The 25796-nt window shown below is 68.0% G+C and carries 24 protein-coding genes and 1 pseudogene; 10 read left to right on the forward strand and 15 right to left on the reverse strand.

Annotation, left to right across the window (positions count from 1 at the left end; genetic code table 11):
* Nucleotide 1 precedes the first annotated feature (1 nt).
* Together ASG12_RS13635 and ASG12_RS13640 are read left to right on the forward strand one after the other, a co-directional pair.
* Nucleotides 2-1258: a glycosyltransferase family 4 protein gene (locus ASG12_RS13635; RefSeq protein WP_055790381.1), complete on the forward strand. Its 1257-nt coding sequence runs from the start codon at nucleotides 2-4 to the stop codon at nucleotides 1256-1258.
* 34 nt (nucleotides 1259-1292) lie between these two features.
* Complete coding sequence (locus tag ASG12_RS13640; RefSeq protein ID WP_055790385.1) at nucleotides 1293-2354, forward strand: NAD-dependent epimerase/dehydratase family protein; 1062 nt, start codon at nucleotides 1293-1295, stop codon at nucleotides 2352-2354.
* Between the two features lie 28 nt (nucleotides 2355-2382).
* Here the strand turns inward: ASG12_RS13640 and ASG12_RS13645 are convergent, their stop codons facing one another.
* Nucleotides 2383-3129 (reverse strand): acyltransferase, encoded by a 747-nt coding sequence (locus ASG12_RS13645; protein ID WP_055790387.1) that lies wholly within the window; start codon nucleotides 3127-3129, stop codon nucleotides 2383-2385.
* A 94-nt stretch (nucleotides 3130-3223) separates the two neighbouring features.
* Here ASG12_RS13645 and ASG12_RS13650 point away from each other — a divergent pair, with 94 nt between their 5' ends.
* A complete protein-coding gene (locus ASG12_RS13650; protein ID WP_055790390.1) occupies nucleotides 3224-4549 on the forward strand; it encodes an outer membrane protein assembly factor BamB family protein in 1326 nt (441 codons plus the stop codon).
* 165 nt (nucleotides 4550-4714) lie between these two features.
* Here the strand turns inward: ASG12_RS13650 and ASG12_RS13660 are convergent, their stop codons facing one another.
* Both ASG12_RS13660 and ASG12_RS13665 read right to left on the reverse strand, forming a co-directional pair.
* Nucleotides 4715-5680 (reverse strand): class I SAM-dependent methyltransferase, encoded by a 966-nt coding sequence (locus tag ASG12_RS13660; protein ID WP_055790396.1) that lies wholly within the window; start codon nucleotides 5678-5680, stop codon nucleotides 4715-4717.
* 7 nt (nucleotides 5681-5687) lie between these two features.
* Nucleotides 5688-6476, reverse strand: coding sequence for an enoyl-CoA hydratase/isomerase family protein (locus ASG12_RS13665; protein ID WP_055790399.1), 789 nt, complete (start codon nucleotides 6474-6476; stop codon nucleotides 5688-5690).
* A gap of 120 nt (nucleotides 6477-6596) precedes the next feature.
* Here ASG12_RS13665 and ASG12_RS13670 point away from each other — a divergent pair, with 120 nt between their 5' ends.
* From ASG12_RS13670 to ASG12_RS13680, 3 genes are all read left to right on the forward strand, one after another.
* Nucleotides 6597-7499 (forward strand): alpha/beta hydrolase, encoded by a 903-nt coding sequence (locus tag ASG12_RS13670; RefSeq protein ID WP_055790403.1) that lies wholly within the window; start codon nucleotides 6597-6599, stop codon nucleotides 7497-7499.
* Between the two features lie 65 nt (nucleotides 7500-7564).
* A complete protein-coding gene (gene ligD / locus ASG12_RS13675) occupies nucleotides 7565-8584 on the forward strand; it encodes a non-homologous end-joining DNA ligase (protein WP_055790405.1) in 1020 nt (339 codons plus the stop codon).
* Nucleotides 8584-10659 (forward strand): M13 family metallopeptidase, encoded by a 2076-nt coding sequence (locus tag ASG12_RS13680; RefSeq protein WP_235457029.1) that lies wholly within the window; start codon nucleotides 8584-8586, stop codon nucleotides 10657-10659. Before ligD ends, ASG12_RS13680 begins: the two co-directional genes overlap by 1 nt.
* Nucleotides 10660-10672: 13 nt before the next feature.
* Here ASG12_RS13680 and ASG12_RS13685 read toward each other — a convergent pair whose 3' ends face one another.
* The 6 genes and pseudogenes from ASG12_RS13685 to ctaD form a co-directional block, all read right to left on the reverse strand.
* Nucleotides 10673-11500 carry an NUDIX hydrolase gene (locus ASG12_RS13685; protein ID WP_055790408.1) on the reverse strand — a complete coding sequence of 276 codons (828 nt, stop codon included), beginning with the start codon at nucleotides 11498-11500 and terminating at the stop codon, nucleotides 10673-10675.
* A 287-nt stretch (nucleotides 11501-11787) separates the two neighbouring features.
* A pseudogene (locus tag ASG12_RS13690) lies at nucleotides 11788-12384 on the reverse strand (ABC transporter ATP-binding protein); the annotation flags it as partial.
* 55 nt (nucleotides 12385-12439) lie between these two features.
* A complete protein-coding gene (locus ASG12_RS13695) occupies nucleotides 12440-12895 on the reverse strand; it encodes a cupin domain-containing protein (protein WP_055790413.1) in 456 nt (151 codons plus the stop codon).
* Nucleotides 12896-12908: 13 nt separating this feature from the next.
* Nucleotides 12909-13712, reverse strand: coding sequence for an aminoacyl-tRNA hydrolase (locus ASG12_RS13700; protein ID WP_055790416.1), 804 nt, complete (start codon nucleotides 13710-13712; stop codon nucleotides 12909-12911).
* Between the two features lie 18 nt (nucleotides 13713-13730).
* A complete protein-coding gene (serB, locus tag ASG12_RS13705) occupies nucleotides 13731-14954 on the reverse strand; it encodes a phosphoserine phosphatase SerB (RefSeq protein ID WP_156378101.1) in 1224 nt (407 codons plus the stop codon).
* A gap of 43 nt (nucleotides 14955-14997) precedes the next feature.
* A complete protein-coding gene (gene ctaD, locus ASG12_RS13710; protein ID WP_055790420.1) occupies nucleotides 14998-16764 on the reverse strand; it encodes an aa3-type cytochrome oxidase subunit I in 1767 nt (588 codons plus the stop codon).
* A 218-nt stretch (nucleotides 16765-16982) separates the two neighbouring features.
* Between ctaD and ASG12_RS13715 the strand changes: the two genes are divergently transcribed.
* From ASG12_RS13715 to ASG12_RS13725, 3 genes are all read left to right on the forward strand, one after another.
* Nucleotides 16983-17963, forward strand: coding sequence for an ABC transporter substrate-binding protein (locus ASG12_RS13715; protein ID WP_235456846.1), 981 nt, complete (start codon nucleotides 16983-16985; stop codon nucleotides 17961-17963).
* 82 nt (nucleotides 17964-18045) lie between these two features.
* The gene (locus tag ASG12_RS13720) at nucleotides 18046-18537 is read left to right on the forward strand and encodes a beta-class carbonic anhydrase (protein ID WP_055790963.1); all 492 of its coding nucleotides are present in this window, start codon (nucleotides 18046-18048) and stop codon (nucleotides 18535-18537) included.
* Nucleotides 18538-18557: 20 nt separating this feature from the next.
* Nucleotides 18558-19007, forward strand: coding sequence for a hypothetical protein (locus ASG12_RS13725; protein WP_055790423.1), 450 nt, complete (start codon nucleotides 18558-18560; stop codon nucleotides 19005-19007).
* A gap of 98 nt (nucleotides 19008-19105) precedes the next feature.
* On the opposite strand, the gene ASG12_RS13730 is transcribed toward ASG12_RS13725, so the two are convergent.
* Nucleotides 19106-19546 carry a MarR family winged helix-turn-helix transcriptional regulator gene (locus ASG12_RS13730; RefSeq protein ID WP_055790426.1) on the reverse strand — a complete coding sequence of 147 codons (441 nt, stop codon included), beginning with the start codon at nucleotides 19544-19546 and terminating at the stop codon, nucleotides 19106-19108.
* A 60-nt stretch (nucleotides 19547-19606) separates the two neighbouring features.
* On the opposite strand from ASG12_RS13730, the gene ASG12_RS13735 reads away from it, so the two are divergent.
* Nucleotides 19607-20347 carry an SDR family oxidoreductase gene (locus ASG12_RS13735; RefSeq protein WP_055790429.1) on the forward strand — a complete coding sequence of 247 codons (741 nt, stop codon included), beginning with the start codon at nucleotides 19607-19609 and terminating at the stop codon, nucleotides 20345-20347.
* 111 nt (nucleotides 20348-20458) lie between these two features.
* Here ASG12_RS13735 and nrdF read toward each other — a convergent pair whose 3' ends face one another.
* From nrdF to ASG12_RS13760, 5 genes are all read right to left on the reverse strand, one after another.
* Nucleotides 20459-21463: a class 1b ribonucleoside-diphosphate reductase subunit beta gene (gene nrdF / locus ASG12_RS13740; RefSeq protein ID WP_045823414.1), complete on the reverse strand. Its 1005-nt coding sequence runs from the start codon at nucleotides 21461-21463 to the stop codon at nucleotides 20459-20461.
* A 52-nt stretch (nucleotides 21464-21515) separates the two neighbouring features.
* Nucleotides 21516-23717, reverse strand: coding sequence for a class 1b ribonucleoside-diphosphate reductase subunit alpha (nrdE, locus tag ASG12_RS13745; protein ID WP_055790432.1), 2202 nt, complete (start codon nucleotides 23715-23717; stop codon nucleotides 21516-21518).
* A 132-nt stretch (nucleotides 23718-23849) separates the two neighbouring features.
* Nucleotides 23850-24368, reverse strand: a complete 519-nt coding sequence (gene nrdI, locus ASG12_RS13750) for a class Ib ribonucleoside-diphosphate reductase assembly flavoprotein NrdI (protein WP_055790435.1) — start codon at nucleotides 24366-24368, stop codon at nucleotides 23850-23852.
* A 44-nt stretch (nucleotides 24369-24412) separates the two neighbouring features.
* Nucleotides 24413-24646: a redoxin NrdH gene (locus ASG12_RS13755; RefSeq protein WP_045823416.1), complete on the reverse strand. Its 234-nt coding sequence runs from the start codon at nucleotides 24644-24646 to the stop codon at nucleotides 24413-24415.
* Between the two features lie 369 nt (nucleotides 24647-25015).
* A complete protein-coding gene (locus ASG12_RS13760) occupies nucleotides 25016-25573 on the reverse strand; it encodes an NAD(P)H-dependent oxidoreductase (protein WP_055790438.1) in 558 nt (185 codons plus the stop codon).
* Nucleotides 25574-25796: the final 223 nt, after the last annotated feature.

Below are 25796 nucleotides of genomic sequence, written 5' to 3' on the forward strand. Positions count from 1 at the left end.
GATGAGGATCCTGGTCGTCTCGTGGGAGTACCCGCCGGTGGTGGTGGGCGGACTGGGGCGCCACGTCCACCAGCTCAGTGTCGCGTTGGCCGCTGCAGGCCACGACGTCGTCGTGCTGACGCGTCGACCGACCGGCTCGGACGCGGTCAGCCACCCGCCGACCGACGTCGTGGCCGAGGGGGTGCGCGTCATCGCCACCGCCGAGGACCCGCCCGCCTTCGACTTCAGCGACGACATGATGGCGTGGACACTGGCCATGGGGCACAGCATGATCCGTGCCGGGTTGCGGATCCGGTCCCGCGACGGGGAGGCGTGGCGGCCCGACGTCGTGCACGCCCACGACTGGCTCGTCGCCCATCCCTCGATCGCTCTCGCCGAGTTCTTCGACGTCCCGCTCGTCGCGACCGTCCACGCCACCGAGGCGGGGCGCCACAGCGGCTGGGTCAGCGGGACCATCAACCGTCAGGTGCACTCGGTCGAGTGGTGGCTCGCGCGGGAATCCGATGCGCTGATCACCTGTTCGGCGTCGATGCACGACGAGGTGACCCGACTGTTCGGGCCCGACCTCGCCGAGATCCACACCATCCACAACGGCATCGACATCACCACGTGGCCGTACGCGCCGCGCCGTGTCGGCGGTGGCCCCCCGTCGCTGCTCTACGCCGGCCGTCTCGAGTACGAGAAGGGAATCCAGGACCTCATCGCGGCCCTGCCCCGGATCCGTCGCACCCACCCGGGGACGACTCTCACCATCGCCGGCGACGGCACCCAGGAGGCGTGGCTGCGTGAGCTGACCCGTCGCCACCGGGTGTCGCGTGCCGTCGCCTTCGCGGGACCGGTGGGCCATGACGGGTTGATCACGCTGATGCAGGCGTGCGAGGCCATCGTGTTGCCCAGCCGCTACGAGCCGTTCGGGATCGTGGCCCTCGAGGCCGCGGCGACCGGCGCCCCGCTCGTGACGTCGACCGCCGGAGGTCTTGGCGAGGCGGTCACCGACGGGCTGACCGGTTCGAGTTTCCGGCCCGGCGACATCGCCGGGTTGGCGACCGCGGTGCGCGGGGTGCTCGACGACCCGGCCGCGGCGCAGCGTCGGGCCCGCAACGCACGCGATCGGCTCACCGAGGAGTTCTCGTGGCCGCTGATCGCCGAACGCACCGCGGAGGTGCTGACCGGGGCCAAGCGCAGGATCCGTCACAACCTCGGTCGGCCGACGATTGTGGAACGTCCCTTACCCGATCGGGATGTCGAGAAGCCGTAGTCGTGCGGCCGCCACAGGCGGATAGCCTGCACGCATGGACTTCGACATCGACACCACCTCGCCTGTTCTGGTCACCGGGGCCACCGGCTATGTCGCCGGGTGGCTGATCTCCGATCTGCTCGACGCCGGGGTGACCGTGCACGCCGCGGTCCGCGACCCCGGCAACGAGCGCAAGACCGCGCATCTGCGTCGACTCGCCGACAACGCCCCCGGTGAGATCCGTTTCTTCGCATCCGATCTGCTCCGCGACGGCTCCTACGACGAGGCCATGGCCGGATGTTCGATCGTGTTCCACACCGCCTCGCCGTTCACGACGGCGGTGAAGGACCCGCAGAAGGAACTCGTCGATCCGGCGGTGGAGGGCACGCGCACGGTGCTCGAGTCGGCCAACCGCACCGAGTCGGTCCGTCGGGTCGTGCTCACCAGTTCGGTGGCCGCGATCTACACCGACGCCGTCGACTGTGAGCGCGCCGGCGGCACCCTCACCGAGGACGACTGGAACACCTCGGCGACGCTCGCCTACGAGCCGTACAACCTGTCGAAGACCCTGGCCGAGAAGAAGGCCTGGGAGATCGCCGAGGCGCAGACGCGGTGGGATCTGGTGGTGATCAACCCGTCGCTGGTGATCGGGCCCGCGATCGGACCGAACCCCACGTCGGAGAGCTTCGCGATCGTCAGTCAGCTCGGCAACGGGATGATGGCGTTCGGGGCGCCGCGGATCAAGATCGGCGTCGTCGACGTGCGCGAGGTCGCCGCCGCGCACGTGCGTGCGGCCTTCCTGTCCGACGCGAAGGGACGTCACATCCTGTCGGCCGCCGACACCGATCTGCTGGAGATGGGCAAGGCGCTGCTGCCCCGTTTCGGTCGCCGCCGTCCGCTCCCGCGCTTCCCGTTGCCGATCCCGGTGCTGGTGGCCGTCGCCCCGTTCGTGGGTCGCGATCGCCGTTTCGTGAAGCGCTGCTCGGGACGGCCGCTGCGGCTCGACAGCTCGAAGAGTCGTTCCGCGCTGGGGATCTCGTACCGTCCCATGCAGGAGTCGCTCGAGGAGATGTTCGCCTCGATGCTCGACGCCGGTCAGATCAAGCTGCTCCGCTGAGCGGTCGACGCGGCCGGAGGGAGCCGGTCTAGGAGGGGCGGGCCGCGGCCTTCTTGCGCTCGATGTCGGCCAGCGCGCGTTCGAGTTCGGCGCGCTGCTGCGCCCCCTGCTCCCAGGCCTCGGCGCGGTTGCGCACCACCTTCGCCGGCGCACCGACGGCGATGGAGAAGTCGGGGACCACACCGCGCACCACGGCGTGCGAGCCGAGCACGCAGCCGCGTCCGACGATGGTGTTGCGCAGCACCGACACCTTCGCCGCGATCCAGGTGTCGGGGCCGATGCGGACCGGGCCCTTCACGATGCCCTGGTCCTTGATGGGGACGGTGATGTCGTCCATGCGGTGGTCGAAGTCGCAGATGTAGCACCAGTCGGCGACGAGCGTGGAGGCACCGATCTCGACGTCGATGTAGGCGTTGACGACGTTGTTCGCACCGAACACCGCCTTGTCGCCGATCCGCAGCGACCCCTCGTGGCATCGGATGGAGTTGCCGTCGCCGATGTGCACCCACCGACCGATCTCCATGCGGGACAGTTCGGGTGTCGCGTGGATCTCGACGTTGCGGCCGAGGAACACCATGCCGCGCAACACGATGTGCGGGTTGGCCATCCGGAAACGCCACAGGCGCACGTATCGCACCAGGTACCAGGGCGTCCATGCGCGGTGGGTGATCACCCAGCGCAGCGAGTCGAGGGTGAGAAATCGCGTCTGAGCAGGGTCGCGACGCCGTCCGGCGCGTCGGCGCGAACGCAGCGAGGCGTTCCACATGCTCGTCATGGCCTCACACCCTAACTCCAGGCGTGTCACCGCCTGAGCCGGGGCCGACGCACCTCGCGATAGGCTCACCGTCGATCGATCAGACAGGAGCACCATGCGACACCCCCGAACGCGACGGTCCGTCCGGGCCGCGGCAGTGGCCCGTGTCGCAGCGGTGCTCGCCGTCGCCGCGGTGGCCATCAGCTCGTGTTCCGACGGCACCGACGACGTGCGGTCGATCCCGAGTGCGGGGTGGTCGAGTTACGGCGGCAACGCCTCGAACTCGAACTTCGCGTACCCGACGTCGCCGAACGACCTCACGTTGTCGTGGACCAGGCCGACCGGCGGACCGATCTCGGCGCCGCTGACCATCTCGGGTCGCCAGAACGTCGGTGTCACGTCCCGAACCGACAACGGCTGCAATGTCTTCGTGCTCGATTCGCGCGCCGGTCGGAAGAACTTCTGCAAGCGGATGACCGCCGGGGTCGAGCTGAACTCGATGCTCGTCGACCAGTACGACAACGTGTACCTCGGTGAGGCCGGATTGTTCCTGGCCTACACCGGCAGCGGTGGGATCCGGTGGCGCTTCCCCACCGTCGGCGTACCCGTGTCGGCGAAGTTCGCCGGGCCCGGCACGGTGCTGGTCACCACGACCCAGGGTCAGGTGCTGCTGCTGGATTCGCAGACCGGTCAGGCGGTGGCGCCGGGGGTGTCGTTGCGACCCGACGCCGACGCGTCGCAGCCGTCCTTCGGTCTCGGCGACTGTGTCTCGGCCGGTCCGAACTGCGCGATCGGGGCGAGTCCCGCCGTCGACGAACAGGCACAGCGGTTCTATATCAATTTCTGGCCGCAGGGCGCGATCGCCTCGGAGGTGCGGGCGCTGAGCTACAGCGAGGTCAACGGCGACCGCGCACTGCGCGACAGCTGGACGACGCAGATCCCCAGCGGCGTGATCGGGACACCCACGCTGTCGGCCGATCGGAAGACGCTGTACGTGTTCGACCGGCTGGGCAGCATCTACGCACTCGATGCGGCGACCGGGAAACGCAAGTGGGACTTCTTCATCGGCGGGTACGGCTTCGGCACGATGACGGTCTCTCCGGACGGCACCATCGTGCCCACCGGGGTGATCGGGGCGCCGTTGCGGGCCATCCGCGATCGCGGCGACAGGGCCGAAGCAGCCTGGCAGCGTACCGATCTGCAGACCGTGAGCCTCTCGGCGTTGACGTCTGCGAAGACGCTGTGGACGGTGGTCCGGGCGGGCGACGACAAGGCCCTCAAACTCCTCGAGGTGTCGGCGACCGACGGCACGACGAAGCGGACCCTCGATCTCCCGCAGGCGGTCGGGTTCGCGACCGGTGTGGCGGTGTCGTCGTCGGGTCGTGTCGCGACGGCCACCAACCTCGGCGAGGTCTACTTCTTCGACGCGCCGAAGAGCTGATCGGTCTCACGCCGCCCAGGTGGTCGGCCTCCACAACCGCCGACTGTGCCGAAACTCGTCGTCGAGTGTGCACAGTGTCGTCGTCGACTCAGGACGCGCGACGTGCACACTCGACTCGACTTTCGTCACAGTCAGCGTCGCCGCCTCACAACTCGACCGGATGAGCTACGCGGGCTTCCGGCCGGTGATGACGATGTTGTAGAAGCACTTCGGAGGGACGACCTTGCGGAGGACGTTCTCGTCGAGCCAGGTGAGGCGCTTCCAGCCGCCGAACGCGAAACGCGCCCAGCCCCAGCCGAGCTTCTCCGGCGGCACCGCGGCCTCGAAGGTGCGCACCGGCCACCCGAGCATCGCCGCGGCGAACTCCTCGGTGGTGGTCGACACCTCGACCGCACCCGCACTGCGCGAGATCGACTCCAGGCCCGCGGGATCGAAGGTGTGGATGTCGACGACGGCCTCAAGCGCGGCGGCGCGTGAGGACTCGTCGAGTTCGGCCTGCGGTCGCCGCCACGACTGCAGTGGGCCCAGCTTGGTCACGGTGGTCGTCGCCGCCCAGGTCGCGCGACTGAGCCAGCGCGCGTAGAAATCGCCGATGGTCGACGGCTCGCCGGCGAAGATGAACCGCCCACCCGGCTTGAGCACGCGCAGCACCTCGCGCAACGCCTGCTCCACGTCGGGGATGTGGTGCAGGACAGCGTGCCCGACCACGAGGTCGAAGGTGTCGTCCTCGTAGGGAATGGTCTCGGCGTCGGCGACACGACCGTCGACATCGAGGCCGAGGTTCTTCCCGTTGCGCAACGCGACCTTGACCATGCCCGGCGACAGATCGGTCACCGAACCACGCTCGGCGACACCCGACTGCATCAGGTTGAGAAGGAAGAAGCCGGTGCCGCAACCGAGTTCGAGCGCACGCCCGTAGGGCAGCGACTCGGTGGCGCCGGCGGCGTCGAATCGCCCACGCGCGTAGTCGATGCAGCGCTCGTCGTACGAGATCGACCACTTCTCGTCGTAGGTCTCGGCCTCCCAGTCGTGGTAGAGCACCTGGGCGAGCTTGGTGTCGGCGAGCGCGGCCTGGACCTGCTCGGCCGAGGCGTGGGGATTGGGCGCGGGGTCGTGCGGGGAGGCGGTCATCTGCGGCTCACTTACCGGTGAAGGAGGCCTTGCCCGGCCCGTTGTCGACGAACGATTTCATACCGATGGCGCGGTCCTCGGTGGCGAACAGCGCGGCGAACAGGTGCGCCTCGATCTTGAGTCCGGTGTCGAGGTCGGTGTCGAGACCCTCGTCGATGGCGGCCTTCGCCGCGGCCAGCGCGACGCTCGCTGCTCCTGCGAACTTGGATGCCCACGCGAGTGCGGCGTTGTAGACCTCGTCGGGCGCGACCACCTCGTCGACCAGACCGATCTGCAGGGCCTCCTCGGCGCCGACGAACCGACCGGTGAACACCATGTCCTTGGCGCGGGGCGCGCCGATCAGACGGGCGAGGCGCTGCGTCCCGCCACCGCCGGGGATCACACCGAGCAGGATCTCGGGCACACCGAGCTTCGCATTGTCGCCGGCGATGCGGCGATCGGCGCCGAGTGCGACCTCGAGCCCGCCGCCGAGGGCGTATCCGGTGATCGCCGCGACGGTCGGCTTCGGGATCGAGGCGATCGCCCCGAGGCCCGACTGCAACCGCCCGGCGACCTTGCTCATCTCGGCGAACGTCATGTCGTTCATCTCTTTGATGTCGGCACCGGCGGCGAGCACCTTCGGTCCGCCGTAGACGACGACGGCCTTGATCGCGTCGTCCTCGGTCGCGGCGAGCGCGGCGTCGGCGAGCTCCTGCTGGACCTGCCGGTTGAGGGCGTTCATCGGCGGCCGGTTCAACAGGATCGTCCCGACTCCGGGGTGATCGGCGCTGGTCTCGAGGGTGACGAATTCAGGCATGGACGCAGGCTACCGGTAGTGCGACTGGTTCGACATCGTCGGGTGGCGCGCCCCTCCACCCCGCGACGACACCTGTCGAACGCTCCCCGGGACAACTCCCGACCGGCGATGATGGCTCCCATGCCCACCCCACCGGAACCCACCGCCGCACACCCCGATCTGCCCCGGTGGACGCGCGCGTTGCCCGCCAACCCGATCGGACCGACGTCGAGCCGTCTCATCCGTGCGGCCACGGGACTGGTGAAGCTCATCCCCGACCGCCACGTGGAGACCGTGGCGGTGTCGGGAACCGCGTCGGTGCGCCTGTTCGGCCTGCGCACCCCGGGGACGACCACACCGGCCTTGGTGTGGATGCACGGCGGCGGTTACGTGATCGGCACAGCGCGACAGGACGACGCCATCTGCCGCACCTACGCAGAGAGACTCGGGCTGCTCGTGGCGTCGGTGGAGTACCGGTTGGCGCCCGATCACCCCTACCCGGCGGGCCTCGAGGACTGCTACGCCGCCCTGACGTGGCTGGCGAAGCAACCGACCGTGGATCCCGCGCGCATCGTCGTCGCGGGGGCCAGTGCCGGCGGCGGGTTGGCGGCCACACTGGTCAACCTCGCGCACGACCGCGGCGAGGTGGCCCCCGCATTCCAGCTGCTCGTCTACCCGATGCTCGACGATCGCACCGTCGACAGTCCGCCCGAGCGGGCAGGTTCGCACCATCTGTGGAGCGCGCGCAGCAACGTCTACGGCTGGTCGGCCTACCTCGGCGACGCCGATAGGGCCGCGGCCGTACCGGCCCGCCGCGCCGACCTCGCCGGGCTGCCGCCCACCTGGATCGGGGTCGGTACCCACGACCTGTTCCACGACGAGGACCTCGCCTACGCCCGCCGCCTCGCCGACGCGGGCGTCCCGGTCGAGACCGAGGTCGTCCCCGGCGCCTTCCACGCCTTCGACGTCTTTGCGTCGCGCACCGCGGTGGCGCGCTCGTTCGTCGACTCCCAGATCGCGGCCGTGCGCCGGGTGCTCGGGTAGTTCGAGACGGTCACGATCTGACGCGTCGGCCCTCGACGCCGGTCGCCGTCGCCTAGGGTCGATCCATGGCAGCCGAATCCGCCGGCTCTCCCGTCGAGCTGACCGTGGGTGACCGGACGGTGCGCGTCTCGAGCCCCGAGCGTGTCTACTTCCCCACCCGCGGCGAGACCAAGCTCGATCTCGTCGAGTACTACCTGTCGGTGGGCGACGGGATCGTCCGCGCGCTGCGCGACCGCCCGTGCATGCTGCACCGGTATCCGAAAGGTGTGTCCGGACAGAAGGTGCATCAGAAGCGCATCCCGGCCGGCGCCCCGGACTGGCTCGAGACCGTCGAGATCTACTTCCCGCGTTACGGGCGCACCGCCGACGAGGTGTGCGTGACCGAGCTCGCGTCGGTCGCATGGGCCGTGCAGATGTCGACCGTGGAGTTCCACCCGTGGAACTCACGCAGATTCGACACCGAGAAGCCCGACGAGTGGCGGATCGACCTCGACCCGATGCCCGACTGCGACTTCGACAAGGTCCGTCGCACCGCCCATGTCGCGCACGAGGTGCTCGACGAGCTCGGCATCCGGGGTTTCCCCAAGACCTCGGGCGGGTCGGGCCTGCACATCTACGTCCGCATCGAGCCGGAGTGGTCGTTCACCGATGTCCGCCGCGCCGCGCTCGCCTTCGCCCGAGAAGTGGAGCACCGCAACCCCACCGACGTCACCACCACCTGGTGGCGCAAGGACCGCGACCCGACCGCGGTCTTCGTCGACTACAACCAGAACACCCGCGACCACACCATCGCCGCCGCCTATTCGGTGCGCGGCAACCCCGACGCGACGGTGTCGACACCGATCGAGTGGTCGGAGATCGACGACGTCGACCCGCGGGACTTCACCATCGCCACCGTGCCAAAGAGATTCGCGCGTCTCGGTGACCTGCACGCCGAGATCGACGACGTCGCACACCGTCTCGACACCCTCCTCGAGTGGGCCGACCGTGACGGCGTGATCGCCGAGTCGCCCGATCCCTCGGATCCCGAGACACACACGTCAACCAGCACGTCCACACCAGCGAACGGAGAACACCACTCGTGATGCACCCCCGCGCCGACCTGTCCGCCGCACCCGTACGGGACCCCCTCGTGCTGGGACGCCGGGCCTTTCTCGCCTCGGTGGGCGGTGTGATGGCCGCCGGGTTCCTGGCCGCCTGCGGTGACGACCCGGCCCCGCGGCGCACCATCACTCCCGACCTGTCCGGCGCCGACAACGCCGTCCGCGTCCAGAACGATCTGTACCGCCACGTGAACGGCAGCTGGTTGACGACCTACCAGATCCCCGCCGACAAGGCGGGTTTCGCGACCTTCACCGAACTCGACGACACCGCGCGGGAACAGTTGCGCGCCATCATCGAGAAGATCCCCGCCTCGGCCACCGGTGAGGACGCGAAGGTGCGCGACCTCTACGCCAGCTACATGGACACCGCAGCGATCACCGCGGCCGGGGTCACACCCCTCACCCCCCTGCTCGACGCCCTCTCCGCGGCACAGACGAAAACTCAACTGACGCAGGGTCTCGCGTCCCTGTCGACCGCGGGCGGCTCGGGGATCATCGACTTCTACGTGGCGCCCGACCAGGAGAATGCCACCCGGTACGTCGCCAACATCGTCCAATCCGGCATCGGACTGCCCGACGAGTCCTACTACCGCGAGGACAGCTACGCCGAGACACGGGCCCAGTACGTCGCATTCCTCACCACCCTCGCCCGCGAGGCCGGCCTGGCCGATCCCGGCGGTGTCGCCGCCCGCGCCATGTCCGTCGAGACCGCGGTCGCCAAGGGACACCTCACCACCGTCGAGAGCCGCGACGCGAAGGCGACCTACAACCCGAAGACCTGGGCGCAGTTCACCGCCGAGGCACCCGGCATGGACTGGGAGGCATGGCGTTCGGGCCTCGGCGCGACCGAGCAGCAGTTCTCCCGCGTCGTGCTGACCGGGAACAAGGTCAGTGCGACGGTGGGCACGGTGTGGCGCGACACCCCCGTCGAGACCCTGCGCGACTACATCCGCACGATCGTGCTGCGCAGCTATGCCCGCTATCTGTCGCCGCCGTTCGCCGACGCCTACTTCGACTTCTTCAGCAAGACCCTCAACGGCGTCGAGCAGCAACCCGAACGCTGGAGGCGCGGTGTGGCCGTGGTCGACACCCTGCTCGGGGAGGCCCTGGGCAAGAAGTATGTGAAGCAGCACTTCTCGTCGAACGCCAAATCCGACGCCAAGGAGCTCGTCGGCAACCTGCTCGAGGCGTACAAGCGCAGCTTCGAGAAGATCGACTGGTTCAGCGACGCGACCCGCAAGGAGGCGCTCGACAAGCTGGGCAAGATCAACGTCAAGATCGGCTACCCCGACAAGTGGCGCGACTATTCCGACGTCACCATCAGCCGGACCGACATCATCGCCAACTACCGCCAGGGTTACGCCTTCGAGTCGAAGCGCCAGGTGGCCAAGCTCGGGACGACGGTCAACAAGGACGACTGGCAGATGACGCCGCAGACCGTCAACGCCTACTACGACCCGACGTTCAACGAGATCGTGTTCCCCGCCGCGATCCTGCAGTCCCCCTTCTTCAGTCCTGACGCCGAGATCGCGGTCAACTACGGCGGTATCGGCGCGGTCATCGGCCACGAGATCGGCCACGGTTTCGACGATCAGGGCTCGCAGTACGACGGCGACGGCAACCTGCGTGACTGGTGGACCGCGGCCGATCGAGCGGCGTTCACCAAGAAGTCCGACGCCCTCATCGCCCAGTACAACGTGCTGGTGCCGCAGGGACTCAAGCCCGATCAGCATGTCGACGGCGCGCTCACCGTCGGCGAGAACCTCGCCGACCTCGGCGGGTTGTCGATCGCGTTGTCGGCGGCGTCGATCGCTGCGGAGAAGGACGGGCAGAAGGACTTCGACCGGACCGACGTGTTCCTGTCGTGGGCGCGCATCTGGCGGAGCAAGGACCGGCCCGCCGCCCTGGCCGAGCAGCTCGCCACCGACCCGCACTCACCCGGCGAGTTCCGATGCAATCAGGTGGTGCGCAACCTCCCCGACTTCTACTCCACCTTCGGCGTGACCCCGAGCGACGGGCTGTATCTGCCCGAGGCGCAACGGGTTCGGATCTGGTGAGCCGTCTGCGGCGTCACAGGTCGCCGTAGCGGTCCGATCCGTCGAACTCGATGCGCACCGCGCTGCCGTCGGAGATCAGTGTCGGCGTGATGGTCTCGATCGCGCGGGGCGCGGCCATGAGGTCGGCGACGGTGTCGAAGCGCGCGAGGTGATCGAGTTGAGCCCACGTCGGCGGCAACAGGAACGCCTCGCGGGCCCGCCAGCGCGCCATCACGTCGTCGATCCGGTGCCAGCCGGCAGAGGCGGCCTCGGTGGTGCGGTCGTCGGCGACCTGTCCCGGCGGCAGCACGGCGAGGAAGAAGCGGGTGTCGTAGCGGCGCCGCTCCCCCAGCGGGGTGATCCAGTGCGCCAGCGGCGCGAGGAGATCGGCCCGCAGCACGAGGTCGTTGTCGCGCAGGAAACCCGCCAGCGAGATCGTCTTGTCGACGAGGTCGCCGCGGGCCGGATCGTGGGCCGAGGTGTCCGAGAGCACGTCGTGCGCACCCGACCCCGCGAGCAGGACCCCGCACTCCTCGAAGGTCTCGCGCACGGCGGCACACACCAGCGACTGGGCCAACGGTTCGCTGTCACCGGAGCCGAATTGTGCTGCCCACCAATCGGGTTGGGGTCCGGTCCACGCGATGTCGGCCTCGGCGTCGCGCGGATCGACGCCTCCACCGGGGAACACCGTCATCCCGCCGGCGAACGCCATCTGCGCCACCCGCTGGATGAGGAACACCTCGATGCCCGCACCGTGGGTGTCGTCGGCGGGAGCATCGCGGACGAGGACCACGGTCGCGGCGTCGCGGACCGGTACCGACTCGGGATCGTCGACCGGCCGGAAGTCGCCGGGGCCGCTCATTCGCGGGCCCGTCGATGGCCTCCAGCACGGCGGGCGCGACGCGCGAACCACCGACCGTCGATGCGGTCGAGGGCGATGGTCTGACTGAAGGCGGCGGTCAGGTTCTCGGCCGTCAGCACGTCGTCGAGCAGTCCCTGCGCCACCACCGCGCCCTGCGACAGCAGCATGGCGTGGGTGAAACCCTCGGGGATCTCCTCGACGTGGTGCGTGATGAGAACGGTGGCGGGTGCGTCGGGATCGGCGGCCAGCACACCGAGCCGGGCGACGAGTTCCTCGCGCCCACCCAGGTCGAGACCCGCGGCCGGTTCGTCGAGGAGGAGCAGTTCAGGGTCGGTCATCAGTGCCCGGGCGATGAGAACGCGTTTGCGCTCCCCCTCCGACAGGGTGCCGAAACGCCGGTCGGCGAGGTGCTCGGCACCCATCGACTCGAGTGTCTCGACCGCCTGCGATCGGTCGACGTCCTCGTACTCCTCGCGCCACCGGCCCAGCACCGAGTACCCGGCGGAGATGACCAGGTCGGTCACCACCTCGTCGTCGGGGATGCGTTCGGCCAGCATCGACGACGTGACGCCGATCCGGGTCGAGAGGTCGCGGATGTCGGTGTGGCCGAGGCGTTCACCGAGCAGGTTCGCGGTACCCGAGGTCGGGTGCGTCTCGGCCGCGGCCATCCGCATCAGCGAGGTCTTGCCGGCACCGTTGGGGCCCAGGACGACCCACCGTTCGTCGAGTTCCACCTGCCAGGTGATGGGCCCGACGAGCGTCGTCCCTCCCCGGACCAGCGTGACGTCGGTGAAGTCGACGAGCAGGTCGGGGTCGGGCGTGGGCGGCGGGGTGACATCGGTGTGGGGCGCATCGGGGTCGGGCACGTTCCCATCGTGCCGCACCGCGGCGCATGTGTCGGGTTCCGACTCGGGTCGGCGACGGTTTCGGCGGTGATCGTCAGGCGAGGGCGAAGTCCGCGAAATCGAACCCCGGCACCACGACGCAGCTCACCAGGGACGCCTGGTCGTCGAGCGACCGCGCGCGCTGCCAGACCCCCGGCGGGACCACGTGCTGCGGGGTCTGACCACCGACGACGTCAGGTCCGAGGACGATCGCCGTCTCGTCGGCCGGGGCCTCTCCCGAGCCGCCGAGCACCAGTTCCACCGGCGCGCCCCGGTGGTGCAGCCAGATCTCGGCGCCGCGCACCGTGTGCCAGGCCGATTCCGCGCCCGCGGGCAACAGGAACAGGATCGCGGTGCCGGCGGCTCGGTCACCGACGTATCCCCCGGGGGTCGCAGCGGCCAGAACCGACTCGGGCAGCACGAGATCGCTGCGCCACGTCTCGCGGAACCAACCGCCCTCCGGGTGCGGCTGCAGATCGAGCTGGTGGGCCCAGTCGGGGAGTTCGCTCATGCCCCGAACCCTCTCATCCTCGGGGCACGGATGTGTGACCGCGGTCTGCGACGCGCGCGGCGACGACCGTGACCGATCCGGGCTCCACCTCGGTGAACCCCGCGTCGCGCACCGCGATCGTGTCGCGGCCGTCGGCATCGAGGGCACGCGCGAAGATCTCGGGTGCGGCGACGGCGACCGTGAGCGGACACCCTGCGCGCCACCACGTCTCGCATTCGTCGACCGGGTACAACGCGGCCGCGAGCATCGCGCCGTGACCCACCTGGGCGGCGAGCTTGCCGACGGTCATGTCGAGACCGGGGTTGACCCACAGCACGAGGTCCTCGATGTCCGCAGTGGTCGACATGAGGTCTCCCTCGACGTCGGTGCCGCCGATCTGCAGTCGCGCGATACGACGGTCGAGGTCACCGACGGGTCCCGGCACGATCGCTCGGGCCTGCGCGACACCGGAGGTGACGGTGAGTCCGTCGACCTCCTGCGCTGCGACCCACTGCGCGCCACGGGCTCGGCGGCTGATCTTGCGGATCCTGGCCCCGCACCAGCCGGCCACGGGATCGTGCCACGGCCCCGGTCGAGGTGCGGCGTCGGTGTCGATGTCGGCGGCGGGTCCCGTATCCAGCACGGGGTCGACGCGCTCGTCGAGGCAGAGAAGCACGCTCGCCCGGGCGGCCGCGGTGAGCAGGTCGCGGCGGGGCGGCGGATCCCCCTTCTCGATGCGCAGCACGATCGGCATCGCGAGTACCCGACTCGGATCGGCGGGGTCGGGTGCACCCCCGTGTCGCCGGGACAGCAGTCGATACCGGTCGGCGAAGGTCATGGGTGTGCGAGGGCCGTGTCAGGTGAGGGGGACGCGGCGCAGCATGCCGTCGAGGGCGTCGGCCGCCTCGATCTCGTCGCGGGTGACACCGAGGATGAACAGGACGGCGTCGAGGAACGGGTGCGACAGGGCGGCGTCGGCGACCTCCTGCAACGCGGGTTTGGCGTTGAAGGCGATCCCGAGGCCGGCCACTGTCAACATGTCGATGTCGTTGGCGCCGTCGCCGACGGCGACGGTCTGCTCCATCGGCACACCCACCTGATCGGCGAACGCGCGCAACGCGATCGCCTTGCCGGGGCGGTCGATGATCTCGCCGATAACGCGTCCGGTGAGCTTGCCGCCGACGATCTCGAGGGTGTTCGCGCGTACGAAATCGAGTTCGAGGTCGTGGGCCAGCGGGTCGATCACCTGGCGGAAACCACCCGAGACCACACCGCAGTGGTAGCCGAGGCGGTGCAGCGTCCGGATGGTGGTCCGCGCGCCCGGCGTGAGTTCGAGCGAGGCCGCGACCTCGTCGATCACCGCGGCGTCGAGCCCGGCGAGGGCGGCGACCCGTTGGTGCAGGGACTCGGCGAAGTCGAGTTCACCGCGCATGGCCGCCTCGGTCACCGCGGCCACCTCGGCCTCACGGCCGGCCTTCGCGGCGAGCATCTCGATGACCTCGCCCTGGATGAGGGTCGAGTCGACGTCGAACACGATGAGCCGTTTGGAGCGGCGTGCGAGACCGGCGCGCTCCACGGCGACGTCGATGCCGTGACGCGTGGCGATCTTGGCCAGTCCCTTGCGCAGCGCAGCGTCGGCGGCGACGTCGTCGCGGCTGACGCTGATGAGCAGTTCGAGACCGGTCAGCGGGTAATCGGCGATCCCGCGGATCGAGTCGATGTTGCCGCCCTGGGCGGCGAGATCGGTCGCGACAGCGCTGAACGCCTTGGCGGTGACCGGGTTGCCCAGCATCACCACCGCGTGCGACGACACCGTGCGCACCCCGGGATCGGCGCCGACATCGACGCTGACGTCCATGTCGATGGAGCTCATCGCCTGTTCGACGGTGTCCTGCAGGCTCTCGGGGTCACCGGAGCACAACACCAGGACACCGAGGGTGAGCCGCCCGCGGATGACGACCTGCTCGACGTCGAGGAGGTCGACACCGTGTCGGGACAGAGCCCCGAGCAGCACCGAGGTGACGCCCCGACGATCCGGACCGGTCACGGTGATGAGCACGGCCGTACCCGGCGAGGTCATCGGAGTGTCTCCATCGGTGCCCGACGCGGGGTCGGGTGACATGTCAGCTCGGGTCGGCGTCCGCCGACGACTCGTGCGAGCCCACGGTGACCGGATCGCGCTTGGCCTCTTCCATGTGCTTGCTCGCCTGGCCGACGTGCGCCTCGGCGTGCATCCGCTCGATCATGTGCGGATAGTGCAGCTCGAACGCCGGACGCTCCGAACGGATCCGGGGCAGCTCGGTGAAGTTGTGGCGCGGCGGCGGGCAGCTGGTGGCCCACTCGAGCGAGTTGCCGAAGCCCCACGGGTCGTCGACGGTCACGACCTCGCCGTAGCGGTAGCTGCGGAACACGTTCCAGAGGAAGGGCAGCGTCGACAGACCCAGGATGAAGGCACCGACGGTCGAGAACACGTTGAGCGTCGTGAAGCCGTCCGACGGCAGGTAGTCGGCGTAGCGGCGCGGCATGCCCTCGTTGCCCAACCAGTGCTGCACGAGGAACGTCGCGTGGAAGCCGATGAAGGTGAGCCAGAAGTGGATCTTGCCCAGCTTCTCGTCCATCATGCGGCCGGTCATCTTCGGGAACCAGAAGTAGATGCCCGCGTAGGTGGCGAACACGATGGTGCCGAAGAGGACGTAGTGGAAGTGCGCCACCACGAAGTAGCTGTCGGACAGGTGGAAGTCCAGGGGCGGGCTGGCGAGCAGCACACCGGTGAGTCCACCGAAGAGGAAGGTCACGAGGAAGCCGACGGAGAAGAGCATCGGCGTCTCGAACGTCAGATGCCCCTTCCACATCGTGCCTATCCAGTTGAAGAACTTGACCCCGGTGGGCACCGCGATCACGAATGTCATGAAGGCGAAGAACGGCAGCAACACCGCGCCGGTGGCGTACATGTGGTGCGCCCACACCGCGACCGACAGCGCCGCGATGGCCAGGGTCGCGTAGATCAGCGTCGAGTACCCGAAGATCGGCTTGCGGGAGAACACCGGGAAGATCTCCGACACGATGCCGAAGAACGGCAGTGCGATGATGTAGACCTCCGGGTGACCGAAGAACCAGAACAGGTGCTGCCAGAGGATCACGCCACCGTTGGCGGGGTCGTAGAGGTGGGCGCCGAACTGTCGGTCGACCTCCAGACCCATCAGCGCGGCGGTGAGCAGCGGGAACGCGAGCAGGATCAGGACGCTGGTCACGAGGATGTTCCACGTGAAGATCGGCATGCGGAACATCGTCATGCCGGGTGCACGGAGGCAGACCACAGTGGTGACCATGTTGACCGCGCCGAGGATGGTGCCGAGACCACCGACGGCCAGGCCCATGATCCACAGGTCGGCGCCGGCGCCGGGCGAGTGGATGGCGTCGGTCAGCGGGGTGTAGGCGGTCCACCCGAAGTCGGCGGCACCACCGGGGGTGATGAAGCCGGCGAGCACGATCAGGCCACCGAACAGGAACAGCCAGTAGCTGAAGGCGTTGAGGCGGGGGAACGCGACGTCGGGCGCACCGATCTGCAGCGGCAGCACCACGTTGGCGAAGCCGATGACGATCGGGGTCGCGTACAGCAGCAGCATGATCGTGCCGTGCATCGTGAAGAGCTGGTTGTACTGCTCGGTGGAGAGGAACTGCATGCCCGGGTGGGCGAGCTCGCCACGGATCAGCAGGGCCATGAGGCCGCCGATCAGGAAGAACGCGAAACACGTGACGAGGTACATGATGCCGAGCATCTTGTGGTCGGTCGTCGTGATCATCTTGTAGATGAACGACCCCTTGGCACCCGTGCGGTCGGGGTAGGCCCTAACCGGAGCCACCTGGGTGGGCTGGTCTACGGCGGTCACAGATCCTCCTGCCTGCGCGCGGCCCGAGAGCCCGCGACAACAAAGTGCACTGGGTTGATCGTAAACCCTCAGACCCCTCTGAGCCGAGCGGGTCCTACGTTCTGTCGTACTACGGAGGCGACCCGCGCGGCGAAGCCACGGGACGATCCGGACACGGTGCTAGCGTGAGCGTCGACATGAGGGTGGTCGACCCTCGGGCCCGGAGCGGAAGACTGCAGGTGAACGGTATTTCCAAGCGTCGATCGACGATCGTGGCGGCACTCGCGGTCGCGACCGCGACGGCCCTGACCGCGACGGCGTGCGGCGACACCGGCACCCCGCCCGGCGAGGGCAGCGTCACCACCACGACGACCAAGATCGCCAACGCGTACCTCGTGGCACCCGAACGCAACTTCGACAACGCCTGCGGCGCACCGTCGACACCCGACTCCGGGCAGTCCGATGTCGCCCGCATCGCCGTCACCGATCCCGCCCTGCTCGACGCCGTCTGCGCCCTGGGCATCCAGTCGAAGGTGGTGGCCGTCGCCGCCGAGCGCGGATCCATCGCCCGCAACCTCGGACCCTCGGTGTTGTCGCTGCCCACGATCGGCACGAACCCGTCGCCTGCCGCGGCGCGCGCCGCCGACGCCGACGTCGTCCTCGGATACGACGCGTCCCGCGCAACCGCGTTCGGTGGCCGGGCGGTCACCATCGACCGCAACCTGGGTTGGCGCGAACAGTTCGCCGCCGTCGCCGACGGTCTGGGACGCGGGGAGACCGGGCAGCGGCGCCTCGACACCTTCGCCGAGCAGGCACGCCGCGCCGGACTGCGGGTCGACGCGTCGCACTCGCAGGTCGGGCTGGTGCGGTTCGGCGAGAACAGCGAGACCATCGAGGGAACCGGATCGTTCGCAGGCACCATCCTGTCGGCAATGGGTGTCCAACGTCCGGCGACGCAACGCGGCGCCGGCGCGATCACGGTGAACGACGACAACTTCACCGACGCCGACGCCGACCTCATCTACGTCAGTTTCCGGACGAAGGCCGCCCAGGAACACGGCTCGTCGGTGATGCGCAGCGACCGGTGGCTCGACATGGGCGCTCCCGGTTACAACCGCGTCCTCGTCGTCGACGACGACATCTGGTACGGCACCGGCGGTCTCGCCGCGGCGGCGGTCGTGCTGGGCGACGCCACCCGGTCGCTCAACTCCTCGAGCTGACCCCACCTGCGGCCCGGACACCCTTTCACCCCGGGTGACCACAACGGTGTCGCAGAACACATGCACGCATCAGCATGAACTCATGACTGTCACCGATGACCTGCTGAGCAACAACGCCGACTACGCCGCCGACTTCTCCGGACCTCTCCCCCTGCCGCCGAGCAAGCACGTCGCGGTGGTGGCCTGCATGGACGCGCGACTCAACGTCTACGGCATCCTCGGCCTGAACGAGGGTGAGGCGCACGTGATCCGCAACGCCGGTGGCGTCGTCACCGACGACGAGATCCGCTCGCTCGCGATCAGCCAGCGACTGCTCGGGACCACCGAGATCATCCTGATCCATCACACCGACTGCGGGATGCTCACCTTCACCGACGACGAGTTCAAGCGCGGCATCCAGGACGAGATCGGTCAGAAGCCGAACTGGTCGGCCGAGGCGTTCCCCGATCTCGACGAGGACGTGAAGCAGTCCCTCACCCGTATCGAGAACAGCCCGTTCGTCACCAAGACGACGTCGCTGCGCGGATTCGTCTTCGATGTCGCCACCGGCAAGCTCAACGAGGTCGTCCGCTGAGCCGACTCACGCTCGCCGCATTGGGCGTCGGGGTCGGTGCCGCGTGGGCCGCCGCGGCGTGGCTCGGCGCGGGGGTGTCCTCCGCGGATGTCCTGCGGCCGGATATCTCCCAACCCGCGAACGGGGTCGGCGTGGCCGAACGGGTGGTGACGCCGCCCTTCTCGCCGATCCAGGTGCCCGCTCCGGTGGTGACCCGTTCGGGGGAGTCGATCTCGGTCACCGCGCACCCCTACCTCTCACGCGCGGTGCATCAGGCGATCGTCGCCCCACCGGGCACCGCGATCGAGGTGCGCGGGGCGGTCCGCGCTGATCTGCGGGCGGTCGGCGGTCCGATCGTGACCCTCTTCGGCCACTGCCTGTTCGACGACGCCCGCGGAACCACCACCCATCACGCGGTGTCCCCGCCGCCGCTGCGCGGCAACACCGCGCCGTTGTCGTTCGTGATCGAGCCCGTCGTGCATCGCCACTGACAGAGCCACGCGCCCAACATTTCCCGCACACGCTCCGGTTACGACGAGACGCTCCGCTTGCAAGCGGAGCGTCTCTGCAGAAGTGGAGCGGGTGTCGTTCACTCGGCGAGAAGCGACTCGAGAACCGACGCCAATGCCGCTCGCTGATCCGCCGTCAGCTTCTCGGTGAGGTGCGCGCGGATCGATGCGGCGTGAGTAGGGCGGGCCGGGCCGAGCGCCCGTCGCCCCGCCTCGGTGATGCTCACCGCGACCGTCGACGACTCCTCGCTTCTGCGTGCGACGAGGTCCCGCTTCTCCATCCGGGTGATCTGATGCGACAGCCGACTCTTGTTCCAGCGCATCGACGTCGCCAACTCCCCCTGGCGCAGTGTGCCGCCGCCGAGATCGACCAGACGGGTCAGCACCCCGAACTCCGGCCCGGTCAGGTCGGATGCCGCCAGGATGTCGCGCTCCACTGCAGTGTTCACCTTCTCCCCCACCAGCTTGAACTGGTGCCACAGGGCGAGTTCCGTCGAGGTGAGGCGCGCGCTGGAGGTCATGGGACCACCGTATCGACCGTCTGGTTGTCATGACAACCAGGGCGGTCTACCGTGGTTGTCATGACAACCTTTGACTGCCCCGCCGCCATCGTCACCGGAGGATCCCGCTCGATCGGCCGCGCCATCGCAGAACGACTCGCCCGCGACGGACACCCGGTGGTGGTGAATTACGCCCACGGAGCGGCCGCTGCCGACGCCACCGTGCAATCCATCGTCGAGGCAGGCGGCAGGGCCATCGCGGCGCAGGGCGATGTCGCTTCGGCCGAGGACGTCGAGCAGCTGTTCGCCACGGCTCGAACGGAATTCGGCGACGTCGGGATCCTGGTCAACAACGCCGGCGTCAGCGTTCTGGGTGAACTGTCCGAGCTCGACGACGACGCGTACGACCAGGTCTTCGACGTCAGTGCGCGCGGCACGTACAACGGACTGCGCTCGGCAGCGCGTCACCTCGCCGACGGCGGGCGGATCGTGAACCTGTCCAGCACCGCGATCGCGGTGACCACTCCGCGGATGGGCATCTACCTCGCCGCGAAGGCCGCGGTGGAGACGTTCACCCGAGTCGCGGCGAAGGAACTGGCGCCACGCGGGATCACCGTCAATGCCGTCGCACCGGGCCTGGTCCGGTCGGAGATGTTCGCCGCCGGCAAGACCCCCGAGCAGCTCACCGCGATCGAGAAGGCCTCCCCCGCACGCCGACTCGGCGACGTCACCGAGATCGCCGACGCCGTCGCGCTGCTCACGTCACCCGATGCGAGCTGGATCAGCGGGCAGATCATCCGCGTGAACGGCGGTGTCGCCTGAGTCCCTTCGCAGACGCTCCGGATACGAAGAGACGCTCCGCTTGCAAGCGGAGCGTCTCGTCGAAAGTGGAGCGTGTGTCGCTGGGGCCCAGAAGTCCCAGCCGAAAGCTGCCTAGAAATCCCAGTCGTCGTCTTCGGTGTTGACGGCCTTGCCGATGACGTACGAGCTGCCCGACCCCGAGAAGAAGTCGTGGTTCTCGTCGGCGTTGGGTGAGAGCGCCGAGAGGATCGCCGGGTTCACGTCGGTCTCGTCGCGCGGGAACATCGCCTCGTAACCCAGGTTCATCAGGGCCTTGTTGGCGTTGTAGCGCAGGAACTTCTTGACGTCCTCGGTGAGGCCGACCTCGTCGTAGAGGGTCTCGGTGTAGTCGGTCTCGTTGTCGTACAGCTCGAACAGCAGCTCGAAGGTGTAGTCCTTGAGCTCCTGGCGACGCTCGGGGGTGCACACCTCCAGCGCGCGCTGGTACTTGTAGCCGATGTAGTACCCGTGCACGGCCTCGTCGCGGATGATCAGACGGATCAGATCGGCTGTGTTGGTGAGCTTTGCGCGGCTCGACCAATACATCGGGAGGTAGAAGCCCGAGTAGAAAAGGAACGACTCGAGCAGCGTCGAGGCGACCTTGCGCTTGAGCGGGTCGTCGCCACGGTAGTAGTCCATGACGATGTTGGCCTTGCGCTGGACGTTGACGTTCTCCTCCGACCAGCGGAACGCCTCGTCGATGTCCTTGGTGGAGCACAACGTCGAGAAGATCGAGCTGTAGCTCTTGGCGTGCACCGACTCCATGAACGCGATGTTGGTGAGCACCGCCTCCTCGTGCGGGGTGGCCGCATCGGGGATCAGCGACACCGCACCGACGGTGCCCTGGATGGTGTCGAGCAGCGTGAGGCCGGTGAACACCCGCATGGTCAGCTGCTTCTCGACCTCGGTGAGCGTGCCCCACGACGGGATGTCGTTGGACACCGGCACCTTCTCGGGCAGCCAGAAGTTGCCGGTCAGGCGCTCCCAGACCTCGGCGTCCTTCTCGTCGGGCACGCGGTTCCAGTTGATCGCCGAGACCCGGCTGACCAGCTTGATGGGCGCGCCATCGGCAGGCGAATGGCTCTGGGTGGACGTCATCGTGCGCTCCTGCTGATCGAGTCGGTGGTGAGAGAGGTTGCGGGACAAACGGTCACAGCATGCACGAGACGCAACCCTCCACCTCGGTGCCTTCCAGCGCGAGCTGGCGCAGGCGGATGTAGTACAGCGTCTTGATGCCCTTGCGCCACGCGTAGATCTGCGCCTTGTTGACGTCGCGCGTGGTGGCGGTGTCCTTGAAGAACAGGGTGAGGCTCAGGCCCTGGTCGACGTGCTGCGTCGCCGCGGCGTAGGTGTCGATGATCTTCTCGTAGCCGATCTCGTACGCGTCCTGGTAGTAGTCCAGGTTGTCGTTGGTCATGAACGGCGCCGGGTAGTACACGCGGCCGATCTTGCCTTCCTTGCGGATCTCGACCTTCGCGGCCACCGGGTGGATCGAGCTGGTGGAGTGGTTGATGTAGCTGATCGATCCGGTCGGTGGCACGGCCTGCAGGTTCTGGTTGTAGATGCCGTGCTCGCGCACCGACGCCCGCAGCTGACGCCAGTCGTCCTGGGTCGGGATGTGCACGCCTGCCTCCGAGAACAACTCGGCGACACGGGCGGTGGCCGGCTCCCAGGCGCGGTCGGTGTACTTGTCGAAGAACTCGCCGCTGGCGTACTTCGACTTCTCGAAGCCACCGAAGGCGTGTCCGCGCTCCTTGGCGATCAGGTTCGAGGCACGGATCGCGTGGAACAGCACCGTGTAGAAGTAGATGTTCGTGAAATCGATGCCCTCCTCGCTGCCGTAGTAGACGCGCTCACGGGCGAGGTAGCCGTGCAGGTTCATCTGGCCGAGGCCGATCGCGTGAGAGCTGTTGTTGCCCTCCTGGATCGACGGCACCGAGGTGATCGCGGTCTGATCGCTCACCGCGGTGAGGCCGCGGATGGAGGTCTCGATGGTCTGACCGAAGTCCGGCGAGTCCATCGTCTTCGCGATGTTCAGCGACCCGAGGTTGCACGAGATGTCCTTGCCCACGGTCGAGTACGACAGGTCGTCGTTGAACGTCGACGCGGTCGAGACCTGCAGGATCTCCGAGCACAGGTTCGAGTGCGTGATCTTGCCGTCGATCGGGTTGGCGCGGTTCACCGTGTCCTCGAACATGATGTACGGGTAGCCCGACTCGAACTGCAGCTCGGCGAGGGTCTGGAAGAACTCACGCGCCTTGATCTTGGTCTTGCGGATCCGACGGTCCTCGACCATTTCGTGGTACTTGTCGCTGACGTTGATGTCGGCGAACGGCACCCCGTAGACGCGCTCGACGTCGTACGGGCTGAACAGGTACATGTCGTCGTTGCGCTTGGCGAGCTCGAAGGTGATGTCGGGGATCACGACACCCAGCGACAGCGTCTTGATGCGGATCTTCTCGTCGGCGTTCTCGCGCTTGGTGTCGAGGAAGCGGTAGATGTCGGGGTGGTGCGCGTGCAGGTACACCGCGCCGGCACCCTGACGGGCACCGAGCTGGTTGGCGTAGCTGAACGAGTCCTCGAGCAGCTTCATGATCGGGATGACACCCGAGGACTGGTTCTCGATCTTCTTGATCGGCGCACCGTGCTCACGGATGTTGCTGAGCAACAACGCGACTCCGCCGCCGCGCTTGGACAGCTGCAGCGCGGAGTTGATCGACCGACCGATCGACTCCATGTTGTCCTCGATGCGCAGCAGGAAGCACGAGACCGGCTCGCCGCGCTGCTTCTTGCCCGAGTTGAGGAAGGTCGGGGTGGCCGGCTGGAAGCGGCCCGAGATGATCTCGTCGACGAGGTTGCGCGCGAGGTCGGTGTCGCCGTCGGCCAGGGTCATCGCGACCATGCACACGCGGTCCTCGAAGCGCTCGAGGTAGCGCTTCCCGTCGAACGTCTTCAGCGTGTACGAGGTGTAGTACTTGAACGCCCCCAGGAACGTGGGGAACCGGAACTTCTTCTTGTAGGCGTAGCCGAAGAGGTCCTTGACGAACTCGCGGTCGTAGCGCTCGAGGACCTCGGGCTCGTAGTAGTTCTCCTCCACCAGGTAGTCGAGCTTCTCGTCGAGATCGTGGAAGAAGACGGTGTTCTGGTTGACGTGCTGCAGGAAGTACTGGTTCGCCGCCTCGCGATCCTTCTCGAACTGGATCTTGCCGTCCGCGTCGTACAGGTTCAGCATCGCGTTGAGCGAGTGATAGTCCATCTCGGCCGGCTCGTGCCCGGCCGGACCGGGATGCACACCCGAACTGCTCGCCGAGGCGTCGGTCGCGTCTTTGACGGGGGTAACGGTTGGCGACACTGGAGAACTCCTGTTTTCGGGGATGGCGTACGAGGTCGGGACATCACGCGGGGGGACGTGACGAGAAGCTGTGTGTGCGAGGCGATCTGATCGGCGACGGCGGCCCGGATCCTCGGGGCCCGATGTCGGCGGTCAGCAGGCGGTGGGCACGCCTGCGAGCAGTGGTTGCCGGTCGGCGGCGAACCGCGCCAGACCGGCGCGAACACGCTCGACGTCCTCGGCGGTGCCCATCAGTTCGAAGCGGTAGAGATACGGGACCCGGCACTTGGCCGCGATGACATCTCCGGCGTGGCAGAACTCCTCGCCGAAGTTCGTGTTCCCCGCGGCGATGACACCGCGGATCAACGAACGGTTGTGCTCGTCGTTCAGGAAACGGATGACCTGCTTGGGCACGAAGCCCCCGGTCGCACGGATCGGGCCGTCACCGGCGCTCGACGGCTTGCCGCCGCCGTAGGTCGGACAGATCAGCACGTACGGCTCGTCGACGGCGATGACGCCGGCGGTGACCGGGATCCGCACCGAGCGCATCCCCAGTTTCTCCACGAACCGATGCGTGTTCTCCGAGACGCTCGAGAAGTACACGATCAGCGGGTCGGGCGCGATCGCCGACGACTCGGTGATCACCGGGAGGTCGCGGGTCGTGACAGACACGATGGACCTCCTCGAGCGGGTGGGGCGACGGACGTGGGAAGCGATCAGGCAGCGACGGTGGCGAGCGCCTTGATGCGATCGGGACGGAAACCCGACCAGTGATCGTCGCCGACCACCACGACGGGCGCCTGCAGGTAACCCAGCGCCATCACGTAGTCGCGGGCCTCGTCGTCGACGCTGATGTCGACGATCTCGTACTCCAGGCCCTGCTTGTCCAACGCCTTGTAGGTGGCGTTGCACTGAACACATGCCGGCTTGGTGTAGACGGTGATGCCCATGGATTTCTCCTCGAGATAGTGACGCTGCGGTGGTCGCGACGGTGATGACAACGGCCCGGGGGTGTAGCAGTGATGACAGTTATGTGATTCGGGCGAGAGGTGGTCGTCGTGACGCGTAGCTGACGTGCTCTCTCGGTCTGCAAAACACTACACCTAGTGGGTGACATCTGTCAGCAACACAACAGGTTGCGAATGACATTCATGGAAGTCCCAGGTCGCAGCCCTTTCGTCCGGTGCGCCATCGGCGTGTCGCAGGTCACAGTAGGCCGGACATACGACAGTGGCGGCACCACATGTCGTGATGCCGCCACAGCGTTCACACTCACGACCCCCATCGCGTGCGCGACAGGGGACGAGAGGAGGCTCGGATCAGGCCGCGACACCCACCGCGTCGGCGAGGTCGGCGACCGCGCCGCGCACCTGCTCGACGATCTCGGGGACCTGCGAGACGGTCCGCTCACCCAACTCCGAGGTCGCGATGCCCACCTCGACACTCTCGACGACACGGCCACCCGCGACACCCAGCGACTTGCGCGCATCGTCCTGCGACCACTTGCCCGCGTAGCGCCCGAGCGACGCGCCGATGGCGGCCACCGGCTTGTCCTTCAGCGCGCCCGCGCCGTACGGCCGCGACGTCCAGTCGATGGCGTTCTTGACCACCGCGGGCATCGTGCCGTTGTACTCCGGGGTGACGATCAGCACCGCGTCGGCGGCGTCGATCGCCGCGCGCAGATCGGCCACGGCCGGGTCGAGTGGCTCGACGTCGAGGTCCTCGTTGTAGAACGGCACCGCCGCGAGTCCCTCGACGATCTCGACGTGCACCGATTCCGGCGCGGTCGCCGCGGCGACCTCTGCCAGCTCCCGGTTGATCGACCCTGCCCGCAGGCTTCCCACCAACACCGCGATCCGCGTCGTGTTCTCCGACACAGCCACCACTCCTTCGTCGTATCCGGCCGGCGATCGTTGTCCGGCCCCTGGACTCTTCGTGTTCCCGATGCAGACGTTCCGCGCTGCACCGTCGAGTAAACGGACCCAGGTCCGAATACATTCCACGCGGAGGGGACCGATACGCTCGGGGAGTGTCAGGTGAACGCACGTCCAGTACCGGGGGCGCCATGGGCGACCCCGCGCAGCGACCTCGTGCGCGCTC

Origin of the sequence: Williamsia sp. Leaf354, from assembly GCF_001424365.1 — a bacterium.
GTDB lineage: Bacteria > Actinomycetota > Actinomycetes > Mycobacteriales > Mycobacteriaceae > Williamsia_A.